Here is a 17,323-nt window from a genome sequence, read left to right on the forward strand (position 1 = left end):
CCCCGCGCGGTTGATGCACGATGACCACGGCCCTTCGGGGCCGTGGTTTTTTTGTGCCCGGCGCGGCGTCATGTGCCGGTCATGTCGATGTCATGTCGGCTACATCGCCAGCCCCGAGCATGCCTTCAAACCGGAGGCCCGCCATGCGCTATGCCATCGTCACTGAAACGTATCCCCCCGAAGTCAACGGCGTTGCCCTGACCGTGCAGGGACTGGAACAGGGACTGCGCGCGGCCGGGCATGAGGTGGACCTGGTGCGCCCGCGCCAGGCCGACGACACCGATGCCGGCGGCGCGCTGCTGGTGCAGGGCGCCGGGCTGCCCCGCTACCCCGGCCTGCGCTTCGGCCTGCCGGCCCCCAAGCGGCTCGCCCGGCAGTGGCAGCAGCAGCGCCCCGACGCCATCTACATCGCCACCGAGGGCCCGCTGGGCTGGTCGGCACTGCGCACCGCGCGGCGCCTGGGCATCCCGGTCGCCACCGGCTTCCACACCCGCTTCGACGAATACCTGCCCGACTACGGCGTGGCCTGGTTGCAGGCCGCCGCCCTGCGCTGGATGCGGCGCTTCCACAACCAGGCCGATGCCACCCTGGTGCCCACCCAGGAGCTGCAGCAGTTCCTCGGCGACCAGGGCTTCGACCGGGTGCGCCTGCTGGCGCGCGCGGTGGACAGCAGCCAGTTCGAGCCGACGCGGCGCGACCCGGCACTGCGCGAGGAATGGGGCATCGACGGCAGCGGCTTCGCGGCGATCTACGTCGGACGCATCGCGGCGGAAAAGAACCTGGCGCTGGCGGTGAAAGCGTTCCGCCGGCTGCAGCAGGTGCGGCCCAAGGCCCGCTTCGTGTGGGTGGGCGATGGCCCGGCCCGCGAGAAACTGGCCCATGAAAACCCGGACTTCATCTTCTGTGGGGTGCAGCGCGGAGATGCGCTGGCGCGCCATTTCGCCAGCGGCGACCTGTTCCTGTTCCCCAGCCGCAGCGAGACCTTCGGCAACGTCACGCTGGAAGCGATGGCCAGTGGCGTGACTACGGTGGCATTCGACTACGGCGCGGCCCGCGAGCACCTGCGCACCGATGAGAACGGGGTAGCGGTGGACGATGACAACGCCTTCGTCGATGCGGCCGTGCGCCTGGCCGGCAATGACGCCGAGCGCGACCGGTTGGGCCGCAATGCGGCCGTGGCGATGACGCGGCTGCATCCGCAGCAGGTCGTGGCCGAGTTCGAGGCCCTGCTTGCCGAACTGGCCAGTGCTCGGAGGTCGCATGCGGACCACGCCGCTTGATGCCCTGCGCGGGCGCGAAACCCGCTGGTGCCGACGCGCCAACCACTATTGCCGGCACCGCCGCGTGCGCCGCGCGTTCTCGATGGTCAGCCGCCTCGGCGACGGGGTGTTCTGGTACGCGCTGATGGGCGCACTGGTGCTGCTGGACGGCTTCGATGGCCTGCGCGCGTCGCTGCACATGGCCGCTACTGGCCTGATGGCGTTGCTGCTGTACAAAAGCCTGAAGCGCTGGACCCGGCGCCCCCGCCCCTATGCGGCCGACCTGCGCATCCGTGCCTGGGTGGCGCCGCTGGACGAATTCAGTTTCCCGTCCGGGCACACCCTGCATGCGGTGTCGTTCACCATCGTGGCGCTGGCCTACTACCCGTGGCTGGCGCCGGTGCTGGTGCCGTTCACGGCGGCGGTGGGGGTGTCGCGGGTGGTGCTCGGGCTGCATTACCCCAGCGACGTACTGGCCGCCACGGCGATTGCCACGGCGTTGGCAGGCGCCAGTTTGCAATGGTTGCCGTTGCCGGTTTGATTGCGGGTGTACGTGCGCAGGGTCATGGCTTTGACACGCATGGCGTGTCACTACGATCCTTGGTCGCCCGATCCGTGGTCGCCCCGGGCGGGGGATCGGGCGCCTTGTAGGGACACGCCATGCGTGTCTGCGCGGTGCCGGGACAACCTAATACAATGGCGGCATGACTACGCTGTTCATCTCCGATCTGCATCTGGACCCGAGCCGTCCAGCCATCACCGACCTGTTCCTGGACTTCCTGCGCCGCGAGGCGATGCAGGCCGATGCCCTGTACATCCTGGGCGACCTGTTCGAGGCCTGGATCGGCGATGACACCCCCTCCCCCGCCGCCGATGCGGTGGCCGACGCGCTCAAGGCGGTCGCAGACGCCGGGGTGCCGGTGTACTTCATCCGCGGCAACCGCGATTTCCTGGTGGGCGAAGACTACGCCCGTCGCGCCGGCTTCCGCATCCTGCCCGACCCGAGCGTGATCGACCTGTACGGCACCCCGGTGCTGCTGCAGCACGGCGACCTGCTGTGCACCGATGATGTGGCCTACCAGCAGTTCCGCGCACAGACCCGCGACCCGGTGTTCCAGGCGCAGTTCCTGGCCCAGCCGCTGGCCGCACGCATCGCCTTCGCGCAGAAAGCGCGCGATGCCAGCCAGGCGCGCCAGTCGGAAATGAAACAGGGTGACCGCGCCACCTTCGAGACCGTGACCGACGTGGCGCCCGATGAGGTCACCGCCACGTTCGTGCGCCACGGCGTGGACACCATGATCCATGGCCATACCCACCGCCCGGCGATCCACAGCCTGCAAGCCGGCGGCCGCGCGTGCACGCGCATCGTGCTGGGCGACTGGTACGAACAGGGCTCGGTACTGCGGGTCACCCCGCAGGGGTGGACGCTGGATTCGCTGGCCTGACGCCAACCAGCACGCGGCGGATCCATATCCGCCGCGTGCCTTGTTGATTACCGGAACGCGGCGACCGCTGCCTTGGTGTTGACCAGCACGCGCTGGTTGTCGGCACTGGAGGCGATGCCCATCGGAATCCCGTTGTAGCTGATGTTGGGATTGGACCAGAAGTTCAGGCGCGGGCAGCCTGAGGTGCAGTCGTAGGCCATGATCGTGCGCCAGCGCGCGCCGGTGGCCGGCTGGTAGCGATACCCATGGCCGTACGCATACGGCGAGGTGCTGGAGTCGGTGGCGATATCGTGCCGCGCGCTCTGCAGGTGGCCGATCTCATGCGCGAACGAGTAGTAGCCGGTAGCGCAGTCCCAATACACGGCCGCGAAAGCGCTCGATGCCGTCGAGCCGATCCCGGATGCCAGCCCGCAGTAGCTGCTGTTGTTGATGATCAGCACTGCCACGTCGGCTGCGGTGCTGTTGCGGGTGGCGTGGATGGCATCCATGTAGCCATCGTTGGTCGAGCGGAAGCGTGCCAGGTCAGTGCTGAAATTCCCCGTCTCGGTGTACGCCACGGCCTGGTACCCAGCCAGCTGCATGGTGATGCCGACGTTGCTGTTGGTGTAACCCTGGTTCGACTCGGCCACCGCCAGCTGCACCAATGACTGCATGTTGCCGCCATAGGCGTTCACCGCCGCGTTGGTGGCCACCACCAGCACCCGGATGGTGGCCGGCGTGCCCGACGAGGCCGCCGCAATGCCGGCGCGATCACTGGCCGGCATCTCGATCTTCGGCAGCGTGTTGTAGTCGGCCGGGTGTTCGGCCGGCATGCGCGACTCATCCACCTGCACCAGCACATGGCGGCCATCGCTGAGCGGACGCAGCCGGTACAGCGTGCCGTCCTTGCGGATTGAACCGGTGACGGTATCGCCATTGCGCACCAGGATCACCGAGTTGCCCGGATCCTGCGTACCGGCCTGGCGGGTTAGTTTCGACCCCGCGTTCTGCAGGCTGCCGTACCAGATGCTGCCGCCATCGGGCAGGTTCTCCACCCGCTGCTGCAGCGCCTGCACGGGCGTGCCGAGCAGCTCGAACTCCAGCTGCCGTTGCGCCGCCACCACCGCGCCGGCCTCAACGCGGACTTCCTGCACGGCGGCGCTGGAGGGCGCCGACAACACCGCCTGCGCGGCCGGCTGGCTGGCCGCAGCGGCCCGGCTCAACACCGTCACCGGCTGGAACAGGGGAGCCGCCGCCGCCGTACCCACGGCGGCCAGGAACAACGTGATCGCACCTGCGGTCTTTCTCATCGAACTGGACATCATGTCGCCTCTCTCGTTGAGTGAACTTCGGAAGTGAACGTGTTCGCGCCACCGCCCCTGTCGGCAGGCCACACCATCTGGCGCCAATCGATCGCGTGAATTCAATAGAGCGCACCAATGAGATTTCCGAACTGTGACCGGCGGCCACAGCGGTTCAGTTACGTCGCGCCTGTGTCGCTTTCGCGCTACCTTAAACGCGCATCGACAGGGGAACCGAGGCCATGGCAGGGCAGCCCACTCCGACGACCACCGTGCCGGTCACGCTGCAGATCGGCCTGTTCTTCGACGGCACCCGCAACAACGCCGACAACCTGCTGCACGCCTCGCGCCCCCCCGGCAGCACCACCCCCGCACCGCGCCCACCCGCCCCCGCCGTCCTGGCCGACGACGCGTCGCCCTACCAGAGCCGCCTGACCAGCAGTTTCAGCAACGGACTGACCAACATCGCGCGACTGCACGCGCTCTACCCCGACCACCGGCGGACTACGCCGACACTGCCCGGCACGCTGTCCCTGGCGATCTACATCGAAGGCGCCGGCACCCGCACCGGCAAGGACGACGACCTGATGGGGCTGGCGTTCGGCATCGGCCCCAGCGGCGTCATAGCCAAGGTCCACCGCGCCCTCGACGTACGCCTGCCCGAAGCACTGCGCGCCTTGGCCAGCACCCTGCCGCCCCACGCATTGACCGCGGTCCGCCTGGACCTGTTCGGCTTCTCGCGCGGCGCCGCCTCCGCGCGCGACGCGATCAACCGGCTCAACGCCCCCGACGGCCGCCTCTGGCTGCAGGAACAGCTGCGCCGCACCGGCTGGACACTGCCATCGGCCCCTGCCATCCGCCCGGTGCGCTTCGTCGGCCTGTTCGACACCGTGGTTGCGATCGACGCGCGCCAGCGCGACGAACTGCCCCACGTCACCCTGCCCGCCGGCTGCGCCGACAAGGTGGTCCAGCTCACAGCGCGCGACGAGCACCGCCACTACTTCGCACTGACCTCCGTCGCGCCCGAACACGAAGAGATCGCGTTGCCCGGCGTGCACGCCAACATCGGCGGCGGCTACGACCAGCGCATCGAAGGGCCAAAACTACTCACCCGCCCGCAGGGCCAGCGCATCCGCACCCACGACGTACCCGACACCACCACCCCGCCGCTGGCCCTGCTGCGCAGCACCCAGGTCTACGCACGCGCGCAGGCCGCCTGCCGGCGATGGCAGGCCGCACTGGGCCTGGGCGAGGACAACGTCTGGGTCGACGTATGGCATCGCTGGCAGCAGATGCGCGTGGCCGGCAGCGACAGCGTGCTGCCGCAATGGGTGCTGTTCGCGCATGCCGCAGTGGTGTTGAAGCGGGAGATCGACTGGCGCTACCAGCTGGTCGCACTGCGGCTCATCCACCAGCGCGCGGCAGCCGCCGGCGTGATGTGGGCACGCACGCCGGATGCGGATCCGGCAATGGCGCTGCCGGATGAGCTGAAGCCCATTGCCGCACGCCTGCTGGCAGGCCAAGCACTCGATGCAGCGCAGGAACGGCTGTTGCGAAAGCGTTACCTGATGCAATCAGCACACTGGAATTTCGACGCGCTCGGCGACACCGCGTTGTTGTATGCCGCCGACGATGCAACGCGCGAATTGCCGTATCGGCCCGGGCCGGGATTGTTTTACATCAACCGGCCAACAGAAGACGGAACACGCGTAGTGTTACGGAACGTTTAGCGCGGCGGGATTCCCAGCATGAAGCCGCCGCAAGCACGTAGCAATTCGTAGTGCCACGCCATGCGTGGCAACCGCGCAACGCGCGGCACAAGCATCCGAAGGCGAATCGTTTCCGCGTCGATCATTTTGTCCGGCGTCAGGAGTGTCCGGAGCCGTGTCTCAGGCGTTCATGACGCCGGAACGGAGAGCAGCCACGCATGGCGTGGCACTACGCGTTCATGACGCCGGAACGGAGAGCAGCCATGCATGGCGTGGCACTACGATCTTGAAGGCGTACGACCCGCCTGCTCGATCAGGTCCGCCAGCTCATCCTGCTCGAACCCAGCCAACAACCGCGCCTCAAGATTGAACGGGCCATATAGAAACCCGTTGGCATATTCCTTCAACAGCGCGATGAAACGCGCCCGGGGCTCCACACCCGCACGCTCGCAATACCAGCGATACCAGCGCGTCCCCGCCGCCACATGCGCCACTTCCTCGCGCAGGATGATCTCCAGCACATCGGCAGTAGCATGGTCATTGGCAGAACGCAGCTTGGTGATCATCCCCGGCGTGACATCCAGCCCGCGCGCCTCCAGCACCCGCGGCACCAGCGCCATCCGCGACAGGCCATCGTGCGCCGTCTTCTCACACATCTCCCACAGCCCGTTGTGCGCGGCGAAATCGCCGTAGTCGTGGCCGTGCGCCTGCAACCGCCCATGCAACAGCAGGAAGTGGCGCGACTCATCGTCGGCCACCCCCACCCAGTCCGCATGGAACGACCCCGGCAGCCCGCGGAAGCGATACACCGCATCCCACGCCAGATCGATGGCATTGAGCTCGATATGCGCGATCGCATGGATGAACGCCGCCCGCCCCTCCGCATTGCCCAAGCCCCGCCGCGGTACATCGCGCGGATGCACCAGCTGCAACTGCGACGGCCGCCCCGGCATCCGGATCGGCTCCGGCGGCGGCGCATCCGCGCGCACCTTCAACTGCCCCGCGCGGAACTGCGCCGCGTACTGCTGGGTCAGCGCCACCTTGCGCAGCGGGTCCGCCTCGGCCATGCACTGCTGCGCCGCGCGCAGCAGATCACCGGCCGCCTCGTCCCGCGGCAACGTCGCGCTCACCGCCAGGCCTCAGGCGCGGCGCTTGTGCTTGGCATCGTCCGAACGCAACTGCTGGATGCGCTCGAAATAGCCCGGCTCGATACCGGTCGGGTACACGCCGTTGAAGCACGACGAATCGAACGACTTCAGCTCCGGGTTGCCTTCGCGCACCGCCGCTTCCATGTCCTCGATGTCCTGGTAGATCAACCAGTCGCAGCCCAGGTGCGCCTCGATTTCCTCCACGCTGCGGTTGTGCGCCACCAGCTCTTCGGCCGCCGGCATGTCGATGCCGTAGATGTTCGGATAGCGCACCGGCGGTGCCGCGCTGGCCAGGTAGACCTTGCGCGCACCGGCGTCGCGCGCCATCTGCACGATCTGCTGGCTGGTGGTGCCGCGCACGATCGAATCGTCCACCAGCAGCACCACCCGGTTGCGGAACTCCAGGTGGATCGGGTTGAGCTTGCGGCGCACCGACTTCACCCGCTCACCCTGCCCCGGCATGATGAACGTGCGGCCGATGTAACGGTTCTTGATGAAGCCCTCGCGGTACTTCACCCCCAGCACATTGGAGATTTCCAGCGCGGCATCGCGCGAGGTATCCGGGATCGGGATGATGGTGTCGATATCGTGGTCCGGGCGCAGGCGCAGGATCTTCTCGCCCAGCTTGATGCCCATGCGCATGCGCGCCTTGTGCACCGACACGTTGTCGATCATCGAATCGGGACGCGCGAAATACACGTACTCGAAGATGCACGGGCTGTGCTCGGCCGGCTCGGCACACACTTCCGAGAACAGCTCGCCACGCGCGGTGATCACCAGCGCCTCGCCCGGGCGCACATCGCGCACGCGCTGGAAGCCCAGCACGTCCAGCGCCGACGATTCGGAGGCCACGATGTACTCATCACCTTCGGCGTGGGCGCGCTTGCCCAGCACCAGCGGGCGGATCCCGTGCGGGTCGCGGAACGCGACCAGGCCCAGGCCCAGCACCACGCTGATCACCGCATAGCCACCCTTGCAGCGGCGGTGCACGCCAGCCACCGCACGGATCGCCGCTTCCGGGGTCAGCTGGCGCTGCGCGTCCAGCTCGAACGCGAACACGTTCAACAGCACTTCGCTGTCCGAATCGGTGTTCACGTTGCGGCGGTCCTGTTCGAACACCTGCTGGCGCAGCGCCTCGGTGTTGATCAGGTTGCCGTTGTGGGCCAGCGCGATGCCGTACGGCGAATTGACGTAGAACGGCTGCGCCTCGTCCATGCCTTCCGAACCGGCGGTCGGGTAGCGCACATGGGCGATACCGACGCGGCCTTCCAGGGTGGACATGGTCTTGGCGTCGAACACATCGCGCACCAGGCCGTTGGCCTTCTGCACGCGCAGCCGGGTGCCATCGGCGGTGGCGATGCCTGCCGCGTCCTGGCCACGATGCTGGAGGACGGTCAGGCCGTCATACAACTGCCCGGCGACGTTCTGGTTGCCGACAATACCGACGATGCCACACATGGTGCGAATCTCCGCTGGGCTGGGCCCATCTACTGTGAAGGTGGCCGTGCCTGGCCGGGGGAACCGTTCCGTGCCGGAGCGGTGTCGTCCGGGCGCACGAGCGCCGGGTCGATGTTCTGGGGGGAGCCTGGCCGTGCCTGGTTGGCCCACACATCGGCGGGGTCCACCGCCTGCTGCGGGGTCTCATCCAGCGGTCGCGGCCATCCGCGCCCACCCAGCAACTGGCCAAGGACGCCATTATCGCCTGTCGCGCCCGGCTTGCCCAACTCCCCGATGGGCAGTTGCGCCATGTTCACCTCCGGCAGCGCCGTCGGCAGCCCCTGCAGGCCCTGCATGTCCTTCAGGTTGGGCATCTGCGGCAGCTCCGGCATGCGCGGCATCTTGGCCTGCATCCAGCCCACCCCGGGGTCGAGCATCGCGCGCAGGTGCGACTCGCGCCAGGTCGCTTCACGGGTCAGCGGGGTGTACGAACCCAGCAGCAGCAGCGCGCAGGCGATCAGGCCGCCCCGGGCCAGGCCCAGGCCGCCGCCCATCATGCGATCGGCGCCGTTCAGGCTGGTCGAGCGCACCGCCTGGCGGATCACCAGGCCGATCGCCCAGACCGAGACCATGACCAGCAGGAATACGGTGAGGTAGCCGGCGAAATAGTGGCCGGTGCCCGGCGCCGCCGGCGCCGACCACCACGCAGCGGCGCTGCGCCCCAACATCAGTGCGGCCCAGCCGCCCAGCAGCCACGAGAACGTGCTGATGACGATGCTGACGAATCCGCGCATGACCCCGAGCAGGGTCGAGATGCCGATCACCGCCAGCAGCACGAAATCAATCATGTGCGGGGGGCCGCATCAGGGATGCGGCCGGACCATGCCGGCCACGCCGACCTTCGACGCAACCTGGGCCTTGAGGTTCTCCGCCTCGGCACGGTTGGCGACGGGACCGACGCGCACGCGGTTGAGCGTGCCCTTGTCGGTACGTACCTGCTCCACGAAGGCGCTGAAGCCGGCCGCGCGCACTTTGTCGCGCAGCGCGTTGGCTTCGGTCGCCTGGCCGAACGCGCCCAGCTGTACGGCGAAGCCGACGCTGCTGGCCGCCGGTGCGGTCGGCACGGCCACGGGCTTGGCGGCCGCGGTGGCGGGTTCGGGCTTGGCCGCCGCCGGCTTCGGCTCCGGCTTGGGGGCCTCCGGCTTCGGCGCCGGCTTGGCGGCCGCCACCGGTTCCGGTGGCAGCGTTTCGGTCTTCACCGTGGCGGCAGCAGGCGCGGCAGCGGCGCTGGATGCAGCCGGTGCCGTTGCGGTGGCCGGCGCCGGGGCCGCAGCCACGGCGGTATCGGCGCGCGCGTCCAGCGTCACCACTTCGGCCTTGACGTCATTGCGCACCTTGACCGCTTCCAGGCGTGCCGCTTCGGCCTGCGCGCGATCGGCATACGGCCCCACGCGCACCCGCCAGGCCTGGCGGCCGTTGATCGTGGCCGGTTCGCTGAAGCCAGGCAGCTGGGCCTTCTTGAGGAACGCGATCACCGCGTTGGCGTCGGCCTGGCTGCCGTAGGCGCCAAAGCTGACCGCATAGTTGCCTGCGGCCACCGCCGGCGAGGTATCGGCGGCCGCCGGCTCGGCCGGTGCGGTTGCATCGGGCTGCAGCGGCTGGGTGGTGGACACCCCGCTCTGCAGGCCGGTGGCGCCACCGGTGGGGGCCACCAGCGGCAGTTCGCGGGTCTGGAACTGGCCATCGGCCGGCGCGTCCGGCGCAGTGATCGGCACGTTGGCCACGCCGCTGTCAGGGGCAGGCCCCTTGACCAGCATGGGCAGGAAAATCACGGCCAACGCCACCAGGACGATGGCACCAATCAGTCGCTGTTTCAGAGGAGTATCCACGGAAGGCTGGCAGGGCGGCGCGGCGGAATGCCACGGCGATTATACGGGCGCGCGCGCGTGCGGCGTCGAAGACGGCTGAACGTTGTCGCTAGTTGCCCGCCTCAGCGGGCGTTCTCGAGCCACAGCAAGGCCTGCGCGGCAGTGTGGAAGGAACCGAAGACCAGCACGCGGTCGCCGGCCTTGGCCGCCGACAGCGCCTGCTGCAACGCAGTGTCCACGTCGTCATGGGTGGCAGCCGCAGCGGCGGCGGTGCCCGCCAGGCGGGCAAGCAATGCCGTCGCACTCTGTGCGCGCGCCCCTTCCAGCCCGGCCAGGTGCCAGCCATCGACGCGGTCGGCCAGTGCCTCGACCACACCGACGGCATCCTTGTCCTGCAATGCGGCGAACACGGCCACGGTACGCCCAGTGATCGTTGCGGCCTTCAGGGCCGCCGCCAGCTCGCGCGCGGCCTGCGGGTTGTGGCCGACATCGACCAGCACCTCCACGCCATCACGCTCGAACGCCTGCAGGCGGCCTCGGATGCGGGCCTGGGCCACGCCCTCGACGATGGCCGCGCGCGGCAGCGGTTTGTCCAGCGCGCGCAGCGCGGCGATGGCCGAGGCGGCATTGCGCAGCTGGATCGGGCCGCGCAGCGCCGGCATCGGCAGTTCGATGCGGAAGCCCACGTCACGCCAGGACCAGTGCTGGGCGTCGATGGTATCGGCGAAGAAATCGCTGCCACCGCGGATCGCATTGGCGCCCAGCAGGTAGGCGCGCGCCAGCACGCTGGAGGGCGGATCGGTCTCGCCCAGGATCACCGGCTTCCAGCCGCGGATGATGCCGGCCTTTTCCACACCGATCGCTTCGCGGTCCTCGCCCAGCCAGTCGGCATGGTCGATGTCCACGGTGGTGATCACCGCAACGTCGGCATCGACGATGTTGACCGCATCCAGGCGCCCGCCCAGCCCCACTTCCAGCACGGCCAGGTCGAGCCCGGCCTGCGCGAACAGGTGCAATGCGGCCAGCGTGCCGTACTCGAAGTAGGTCAGCGTGGTATTGCCGCGCGCGTCTTCGATGGCATTGAAGGCGGCAATGAGCGCCGCATCGGAGGCGTCTTCACCATCGATGCGCACGCGCTCGTTGTAGCGCAGCAGGTGTGGCGAGGTGTACGCGCCCACCTTCCAGCCCGCCGCCCGCGCGATCGCCTCGATGAAGGCCACGGTAGAGCCCTTGCCGTTGGTGCCGCCGACCACGATGGTGTGCGGCGCCGGCTGGCCCAGGCCCATGGCGGAGGCCACTGCACGCACGCGCTCCAGCCCCATGTCGATGGTGGCCGGGTGCTGCTGCTCGATGTAGCTGAGCCATTCGGCGAGGGAATGCGGGCGGGTACTGGTCATGGCAATAAATCGTGGTAACGGCAAATGTAGTGCCGACTGTCAGTCGGCAACCCGAAAAACTCACAACGCCCGATGCTTCGCTTCACCAAAGAACGGCGTGTGATGCGCGCAGTCGTTCAGGCGCACGACTTCCAGGCTGTCCAGGTCGGCGCCTTCGAGCAGGTTGAGCGTGGTCGGTGCCTGGCGGAAGGTCCACAGCCGCGACAGCGGCAGGCCCAGGATCCGGCACAGGATCACCCGGTTGACCGCGTCGTGGGCCACGACCAACAGCGTGTCGTGCTCGCCCAGCCCTTCGGCGGCGCGGGCCAGGCCGCGCCAGCTGCGGTCCAGCACCAGCCGCAGCGATTCGCCGCCTGGCATGAGCACCGTATCGGGCTCGTCGCGCCAGGCCTGCAGGCGCGAGGGGTCTTTTTCATTGATTTCGCTGGCCAGCAGGCCTTCCCACTCACCGTGGGCGATTTCCTGCAGTTCCGGCTCGGTCAGCAGCATGCCGGCGCGCTCGGCACCGAGGGCCAGCTGCGCGGTGCGCTGCGCCCGCGACAGCGGCGAGGCGACGGCACGGGTGATGTCCACCGACTTCAGGCGTTCACCCAGGGCCTGGGCCTGGGCTTCGCCGATCGGCGACAACGGGATATCGATCTGGCCCTGGTAACGGCCTTCGGCATTCCAGGGGGTTTCGCCGTGGCGGGCAAGCAGGATGCGCATGCGAACTAGAGGTCCTTGGGGGAGAGGAGAACAGTCGCAATCGTTCACGTGATGTGAATGATCGGGGGGAGCGGCCATCATACCTTGCCGAGCAAACGGTTCTTCCTCCATCTTCGATCAGGTTCATCGCGAGCGTTGAGGGCCCCGCCGCGGCCGGCAGGCCCCTGTGCAAATGTCCCCCGGCGTCGGCCGGAGGCCGACACCTCCTCCTTTAATTTGCCAGGGACCTACCGGCCGCGACGGGGCTCGGCTTGCGGTTGGCAGGGAAAAGCGGACGTCACGGTGCAACGCCGGTGGATCGAGTGCCGGGGCGGCATACCCTTGGAGGCGAATTAAAGGAGGAGGTGTCGGCCTCCGGCCGACGCCGGGGGACATTCGCCGGAAAGGGTATGCCGCCCCGGCGCTCGATTCACCGGCAGCCGCGTTTGATCCAGCACGAAAAAAACCCCGCGGCGTTGCCGCGGGGTTTCTTTAACCGGTGTAACGACCAACGGTATGCCCACCGGAGTGGGCACCCTTCGGGCCGTCGACAAGCGACGTTAGGGACGGCTGCGCCGTCCCTTGCGTTACCTGGCCGTGAGGTTCAGCTCCTTGAGCAGCTGCGGCGCGGGCGCCACTTCCTGCATGATCCACTGCATGTAGCGGCTGTCCACCGCGATCATGCGGGTCATCACCGGGTCGAACACCCAGTTGGAGCTGACCGATTCCCAGTTGCCGTCGAAGGCCAGGCCGACCAGCTTGCCGTGCGCATCCAGCACCGGCGAACCGGAGTTGCCGCCGGTGATGTCCAGGTTGGAGAGGAAATTGACCGGCACCGAACCGATCCGCTTGTCTTCCAGCCCGCCGTAGCGCTTGGCCTTGACCGCATCCAGCAGGGCCTTGGGCGAATCGAACGGATCTTCGCCGGTTTCCTTGGCTGCCACGCCTTCCAGGGTGGTGAACGGCGTGTAGTTCACCCCGTCCTTGCCATAGCCCATGACGTTGCCGAAGGTGATGCGCAGTGACAGGTTGGCGTCCGGGTAGACGAATTCGCCCTTGCTCTTCTTGTAGTCGGCCACGGCCTGCAGGTAGGCCGGGCGGGCCAGCAGCGATTCGCCTTCGCGGGTCTTCTTCTGCTCTTCCTGCTGCAGCAGGGCCGGCATGGTCGCCACGGCGTACTGGATGACCGGGTCGGTGCTGGCTTCGAAGGCGGCGCGGTCGGCCTTGAACCAGGTCAGGCGCTCGTCGAGGCTGCCCAGCTTCGTGCCGGACAGTTTCCTGACCAGGCCGTCCACGGCGGCGGCATCACTGCCGGCCAGCCACTGGTTCAGCACCTCATTGGTGCGCTGGGCCGGCGGCAGGGCCACGTACTGGTTCAGCCAGTACTGCTGCAGCTGCTGGTCCATGCCCGCCACGTAACGGCGGTCCATCTGGCGCAGGCTGCCTTCGATGGTCGGCAGGTCGCGTTCCTGGTAACCGGCTTCGCGCTGTGCGTCGGGCTTGGCGCGCTCGATCGACAGGCGGTACAGGGCGAGCGCGGCGCCGACGGCGGAGGTGTTGTTGAACTGACCCACGAACAGATCGCGCTCGCGGGTGCTCTTGCTGGTATCGAGGTGCTTGACCAGCTGCGCGTGCGCGGCCAGCGCCGGCTTGCCGGCAGCGCCCTGCTTCTTCAGCCAGGCCAGCACCGCAGCCTCTTCGGCCTGCTTCTGGCCCGCCGCGTCGATGCGCTTGAAGCCTTCCAGCTGGCCCACGTAGTTCTTGGCCACGTTGTTCATGCTGGCGGCGGTGGCGGCGTATTTCACCTTCACGTCCGGATCGGCCTTGCCGGCCTTGGCGATCAGGTCCAGCACCGCGTTGTAGTGGCGGGCGATGGTCGGGTAGGTGAAGCTGGCGGTTTCGTTGAATTCCGCAGCCAGTGCGTAGCGGTTGGTGCGGCCCGGGTAGCCGGCCACCATCACGAAGTCGTCTGCGCCCAGCGGCTGGTCGGCGAATTTCAGGAAGTGTTTGGGCTGGTACGGCACGTTGTCGGCCGAGAACGCCGCCGGCTTGCCGTCCTTGCCCACGTAGGCGCGGTAGAACGAGAAATCGCCGGTGTGGCGCGGCCACATCCAGTTGTCGACGTCGCCGCCGAACTTGCCGACGCTGCCCGGGGGCGCGTAGACCAGGCGCACGTCCTTGATTTCCATGTTGCGGAACAGGCGGTAGGTGTTGCCGCCGGAGAAGCTGTACAGGCGGCAGCGGAAGCCGGCATCGGCTTCGCAGGCGGCGGTCTGCGCCTTGTCGAAGGCTTCCAGCGCGCGGGTGCGGGCCAGCGGGTCCTTGCCGGCGGCGGCGATGGCGGCCTTGGCCTGGTCGGTGACATCGGTGATCTGGTCGAGCACGAACACGCGCGCGTTCGGGCCGGCGCTCAGCTCATCCTTCAGGGCCGGCGCGTTGAAGCCGTCCTTGATCAGGTTCTTCTCGGCGGTGGAATTGAGCTGGATCGCACCGTAGGCGCAATGGTGGTTGGTCACCACCAGGCCCTGCGGGGACACGAAGCTGGCGGTGCAGCCGCCCAGCGCGACCACCGCGCCCATCGGGTCGCCGGTCAGGTCGGAAATCTGTTCCGGGGACAGCTTCAGGCCCGCCTGCTTGAGCGGCCCGGCGATTTCCGGCAGCTGTTGCGGCACCCACATGCCCTCAGCGGCATGGGCGGCCTGGACCAGCGCAAGGCTGGCGACGACGGAGAAGGCAAGCAGGTTCGAGCGCATGGGCGGCCCCTGGTGAAAGAACCGCCGATTGTAGCCGGGCCAATGGGTCGTTTATCCGGATCCCGGTGTGCCCGTAACATTTCGTAGGTCCGGCCGTTGGCCGGACACCGCGCGCAGCGCGGCGCAAGCGTCCGAACCCGGTTGCCCACCCGATCAATGCCATCCGTCCGACGTTTAGACCCACCGACGCCACCCGTCAGGCGTTCATGGGCCCCGAATGAAGAGCAGCCGGCCAACGGCCGGCGCTACCGGCAGGTACGGCAGCGCAACATGTGAATCCCCCGCCCCGCCCTATAATTCCTCCTTTCCCCCCAGACGAGTTCCACCCCGATGGCGCAGCAAACAATGAAGGCCCTGGTCAAGCGTGAAGCCGCCAAGGGCATCTGGCTCGAAGAAGTGCCGGTGCCGGTGCCGGGCCCGAACGAGGTCCTGATCAAGCTGGAGAAGACCGCCATCTGCGGTACCGACCTGCACATCTACCTGTGGGACGAGTGGAGCCAGCGCACGATCAAGCCAGGCCTGACCATCGGCCATGAGTTCGTCGGGCGCATCGCCGAGATCGGCCCGGGGGTGACCGGCTACGAGATCGGCCAGCGCGTGTCGGCCGAAGGCCACATCGTGTGCGGCCACTGCCGCAACTGCCGCGGCGGCCGCCCGCACCTCTGCCCGAATACCGTGGGCATCGGCGTGAACGTCAACGGCGCCTTTGCCGAATACATGGTGATGCCGGCCAGCAACCTGTGGCCGATCCCCGACCAGATCCCGTCCGAGCTGGCCGCCTTCTTCGACCCGTACGGCAATGCCGCGCACTGCGCGCTGGAATTCGACGTGATCGGCGAAGACGTGCTGATCACCGGTGCGGGCCCGATCGGGATCATCGCCGCCGGCATCTGCAAGCACATCGGTGCCCGCAACGTGGTGGTGACCGACGTCAACGACTTCCGCCTGAAGCTGGCCGCCGACATGGGCGCCACCCGCGTGGTCAACGTGGCCAACACCTCGTTGAAGGACGTGATGAAGGAACTGCACATGGAGGGCTTCGACGTGGGCCTGGAAATGAGCGGCAACCCGCGCGCGTTCAATGACATGCTCGACTGCATGTACCACGGCGGCAAGATAGCCATGCTCGGCATCATGCCCAAGGGCGCCGGCTGCGACTGGGACAAGATCATCTTCAAGGGCCTGACCGTGCAGGGCATCTACGGCCGCAAGATGTACGAGACCTGGTACAAGATGACCCAGCTGGTGCTGTCCGGCTTCCCGCTCGGCAAGGTGATGACCCACCAGCTGCCGATCGACGAATTCCAGAAGGGCTTTGACCTGATGGAACAGGGCAAGGCCGGCAAGGTGGTCCTGAGCTGGAACTGATGCCGGGAGGTCACGACCAACGGTCGTGACCTCCCAGATTGCGGTAGGTACCGACCGTTGGTCGGTACGAAAATTGCGGTAGGTGCCGACCGTTGGTCGGTACGAAAATTGCGGTAGGTGCCGACCGTTGGTCGGTACGAAAAAGGCACCCATCGGGTGCCTTTTTCTTTGCCGGCCAAACGCGCGTTATTGCCCGATGGCGACCGTGAACACCACGCGGTTGTCGGCGAGCTTGCCGGAATTGTCGCGGCCGTTGCCGTCCGTGCCGTAGTAGCCCAGGCCCAGGGTGAACAGGCCCCAGGTGCGGTTCACGCCGATGTTCCAGTCGGTGTAGTCCTTGGCAACACCGTCTTCGAACGTGCTGCGGCCGACGTTGGCGGTCAGGTTGAACTCGTTCGGCAGCGCCCATTCGGTGCCTGCGGCGAAGTACCAGCCATCGGTGTCGGTGTTCCAGACATCGTTGGTGTAGGCCACGGTCACGTTGTAGTGCTCGGCGAAGCTGGTCTTGGTGATCAGCTCGGTGTACGCCAGTTCGCTGGAGCCGGGGTAGCTGTAGTGGTTGAGCATCACGTCGAAGTTGACGCTGTCGGTGACGTCGACGCCGTAGCCGATGAAGTAATCGACTTCGGCATCCGGGCCGCCGTCGCCGAAGTCCACGCCCGAACCCCACACACCGGCGTACAGGCCGACCGGCGAGGTGTAGGTGAAGCCGGCCTGCACGGTCGGGTCTTCGTCGGTCTGGGAGACACCGCGGAACACGTAATCGGACACGCCGGTGACGTTCCAGCTGAACGGCGATTCGGCCTCGTCCTGCGCACTGGCGGCAAACGGGGCAAGCAAGGCGGCGCAGAGCACAGCGGCGGCAGTACAGCGCGTGGCGTGGTTCATGCGGGATCTCTCCGGGACGTGGGGGTGGATGCAGCGAGTGTTTACGGATTCTTAACCTGATTGATATTGCGATGCAACAATCCCATC

At 67.6% G+C, this 17,323-nt stretch carries 14 protein-coding genes; 5 read left to right on the top strand and 9 right to left on the bottom strand.

Features of this window, described 5'->3' with window-relative positions; all coding sequences use genetic code 11:
* The first annotated feature begins 143 nt into the window (after nucleotides 1–143).
* The 3 genes from KVS69_RS07525 (at nucleotide 144) to lpxH (ending at nucleotide 2,704) form a co-directional block, all read left to right on the top strand.
* Nucleotides 144–1,280 carry a glycosyltransferase family 1 protein gene (locus KVS69_RS07525; RefSeq protein ID WP_217537647.1) on the top strand — a complete coding sequence of 379 codons (1,137 nt, stop codon included), beginning with the start codon at nucleotides 144–146 and terminating at the stop codon, nucleotides 1,278–1,280.
* Complete coding sequence (locus KVS69_RS07530; RefSeq protein WP_217537648.1) at nucleotides 1,261–1,800, top strand: phosphatase PAP2 family protein; 540 nt, start codon at nucleotides 1,261–1,263, stop codon at nucleotides 1,798–1,800. Before KVS69_RS07525 ends, KVS69_RS07530 begins: the two co-directional genes overlap by 20 nt.
* Nucleotides 1,801–1,963: 163 nt before the next feature.
* Nucleotides 1,964–2,704 carry a UDP-2,3-diacylglucosamine diphosphatase gene (gene lpxH, locus KVS69_RS07535; RefSeq protein WP_093533243.1) on the top strand — a complete coding sequence of 247 codons (741 nt, stop codon included), beginning with the start codon at nucleotides 1,964–1,966 and terminating at the stop codon, nucleotides 2,702–2,704.
* A gap of 47 nt (nucleotides 2,705–2,751) precedes the next feature.
* Here the strand turns inward: lpxH and KVS69_RS07540 are convergent, their stop codons facing one another.
* Entirely contained in the window at nucleotides 2,752–4,008 is a 1,257-nt protein-coding gene (locus KVS69_RS07540; RefSeq protein ID WP_217537649.1) for a zinc-dependent metalloprotease, read from the bottom strand.
* A gap of 218 nt (nucleotides 4,009–4,226) precedes the next feature.
* Here KVS69_RS07540 and KVS69_RS07545 point away from each other — a divergent pair, with 218 nt between their 5' ends.
* Entirely contained in the window at nucleotides 4,227–5,714 is a 1,488-nt protein-coding gene (locus KVS69_RS07545) for a DUF2235 domain-containing protein (protein WP_217537650.1), read from the top strand.
* Nucleotides 5,715–5,971: 257 nt separating this feature from the next.
* On the opposite strand, the gene KVS69_RS07550 is transcribed toward KVS69_RS07545, so the two are convergent.
* From KVS69_RS07550 to KVS69_RS07580, 7 genes are all read right to left on the bottom strand, one after another.
* Nucleotides 5,972–6,760: a ferritin-like domain-containing protein gene (locus tag KVS69_RS07550; RefSeq protein WP_217537667.1), complete on the bottom strand. Its 789-nt coding sequence runs from the start codon at nucleotides 6,758–6,760 to the stop codon at nucleotides 5,972–5,974.
* Between the two features lie 72 nt (nucleotides 6,761–6,832).
* A complete protein-coding gene (gene purF, locus KVS69_RS07555) occupies nucleotides 6,833–8,299 on the bottom strand; it encodes an amidophosphoribosyltransferase (protein WP_068849542.1) in 1,467 nt (488 codons plus the stop codon).
* Between the two features lie 29 nt (nucleotides 8,300–8,328).
* Nucleotides 8,329–9,126: a CvpA family protein gene (locus KVS69_RS07560; protein WP_217537651.1), complete on the bottom strand. Its 798-nt coding sequence runs from the start codon at nucleotides 9,124–9,126 to the stop codon at nucleotides 8,329–8,331.
* Between the two features lie 15 nt (nucleotides 9,127–9,141).
* Complete coding sequence (locus KVS69_RS07565) at nucleotides 9,142–10,167, bottom strand: SPOR domain-containing protein (protein WP_217537652.1); 1,026 nt, start codon at nucleotides 10,165–10,167, stop codon at nucleotides 9,142–9,144.
* Between the two features lie 101 nt (nucleotides 10,168–10,268).
* Nucleotides 10,269–11,543: a bifunctional tetrahydrofolate synthase/dihydrofolate synthase gene (folC, locus tag KVS69_RS07570; RefSeq protein WP_217537653.1), complete on the bottom strand. Its 1,275-nt coding sequence runs from the start codon at nucleotides 11,541–11,543 to the stop codon at nucleotides 10,269–10,271.
* 60 nt (nucleotides 11,544–11,603) lie between these two features.
* Nucleotides 11,604–12,248 (bottom strand): histidine phosphatase family protein, encoded by a 645-nt coding sequence (locus tag KVS69_RS07575; RefSeq protein WP_068849534.1) that lies wholly within the window; start codon nucleotides 12,246–12,248, stop codon nucleotides 11,604–11,606.
* A gap of 566 nt (nucleotides 12,249–12,814) precedes the next feature.
* Nucleotides 12,815–14,980 carry a S46 family peptidase gene (locus KVS69_RS07580; RefSeq protein ID WP_217537654.1) on the bottom strand — a complete coding sequence of 722 codons (2,166 nt, stop codon included), beginning with the start codon at nucleotides 14,978–14,980 and terminating at the stop codon, nucleotides 12,815–12,817.
* A gap of 345 nt (nucleotides 14,981–15,325) precedes the next feature.
* On the opposite strand from KVS69_RS07580, the gene tdh reads away from it, so the two are divergent.
* Entirely contained in the window at nucleotides 15,326–16,348 is a 1,023-nt protein-coding gene (gene tdh / locus KVS69_RS07585) for an L-threonine 3-dehydrogenase (protein WP_210131951.1), read from the top strand.
* Between the two features lie 186 nt (nucleotides 16,349–16,534).
* Here the strand turns inward: tdh and KVS69_RS07590 are convergent, their stop codons facing one another.
* The gene (locus KVS69_RS07590) at nucleotides 16,535–17,236 is read right to left on the bottom strand and encodes a TorF family putative porin (RefSeq protein WP_184124935.1); all 702 of its coding nucleotides are present in this window, start codon (nucleotides 17,234–17,236) and stop codon (nucleotides 16,535–16,537) included.
* Nucleotides 17,237–17,323 lie beyond the last annotated feature (87 nt).

This window comes from Stenotrophomonas sp. GbtcB23 (genome assembly GCF_019091045.1).
In the GTDB taxonomy this organism is placed as follows: Bacteria; Pseudomonadota; Gammaproteobacteria; order Xanthomonadales; family Xanthomonadaceae; genus Stenotrophomonas; species Stenotrophomonas rhizophila_A.

What these genes read in the sequence shown, in the direction of transcription:
- KVS69_RS07525 (WP_217537647.1), top strand. Translation starts at nt 144, where the DNA reads ATGCGCTATGCCATCGTCACTGAAACGTATCCCCCCGAAGTCAACGGC.
- KVS69_RS07530 (WP_217537648.1), top strand. Translation starts at nt 1,261, where the DNA reads ATGCGGACCACGCCGCTTGATGCCCTGCGCGGGCGCGAAACCCGCTGG.
- lpxH (WP_093533243.1), top strand. Translation starts at nt 1,964, where the DNA reads ATGACTACGCTGTTCATCTCCGATCTGCATCTGGACCCGAGCCGTCCA.
- KVS69_RS07540 (WP_217537649.1), bottom strand. Translation starts at nt 4,008, where the DNA reads ATGATGTCCAGTTCGATGAGAAAGACCGCAGGTGCGATCACGTTGTTC.
- KVS69_RS07545 (WP_217537650.1), top strand. Translation starts at nt 4,227, where the DNA reads ATGGCAGGGCAGCCCACTCCGACGACCACCGTGCCGGTCACGCTGCAG.
- KVS69_RS07550 (WP_217537667.1), bottom strand. Translation starts at nt 6,760, where the DNA reads ATGGCCGAGGCGGACCCGCTGCGCAAGGTGGCGCTGACCCAGCAGTAC.
- purF (WP_068849542.1), bottom strand. Translation starts at nt 8,299, where the DNA reads ATGTGTGGCATCGTCGGTATTGTCGGCAACCAGAACGTCGCCGGGCAG.
- KVS69_RS07560 (WP_217537651.1), bottom strand. Translation starts at nt 9,126, where the DNA reads ATGATTGATTTCGTGCTGCTGGCGGTGATCGGCATCTCGACCCTGCTC.
- folC (WP_217537653.1), bottom strand. Translation starts at nt 11,543, where the DNA reads ATGACCAGTACCCGCCCGCATTCCCTCGCCGAATGGCTCAGCTACATC.
- KVS69_RS07575 (WP_068849534.1), bottom strand. Translation starts at nt 12,248, where the DNA reads ATGCGCATCCTGCTTGCCCGCCACGGCGAAACCCCCTGGAATGCCGAA.
- KVS69_RS07580 (WP_217537654.1), bottom strand. Translation starts at nt 14,980, where the DNA reads ATGCGCTCGAACCTGCTTGCCTTCTCCGTCGTCGCCAGCCTTGCGCTG.
- tdh (WP_210131951.1), top strand. Translation starts at nt 15,326, where the DNA reads ATGAAGGCCCTGGTCAAGCGTGAAGCCGCCAAGGGCATCTGGCTCGAA.
- KVS69_RS07590 (WP_184124935.1), bottom strand. Translation starts at nt 17,236, where the DNA reads ATGAACCACGCCACGCGCTGTACTGCCGCCGCTGTGCTCTGCGCCGCC.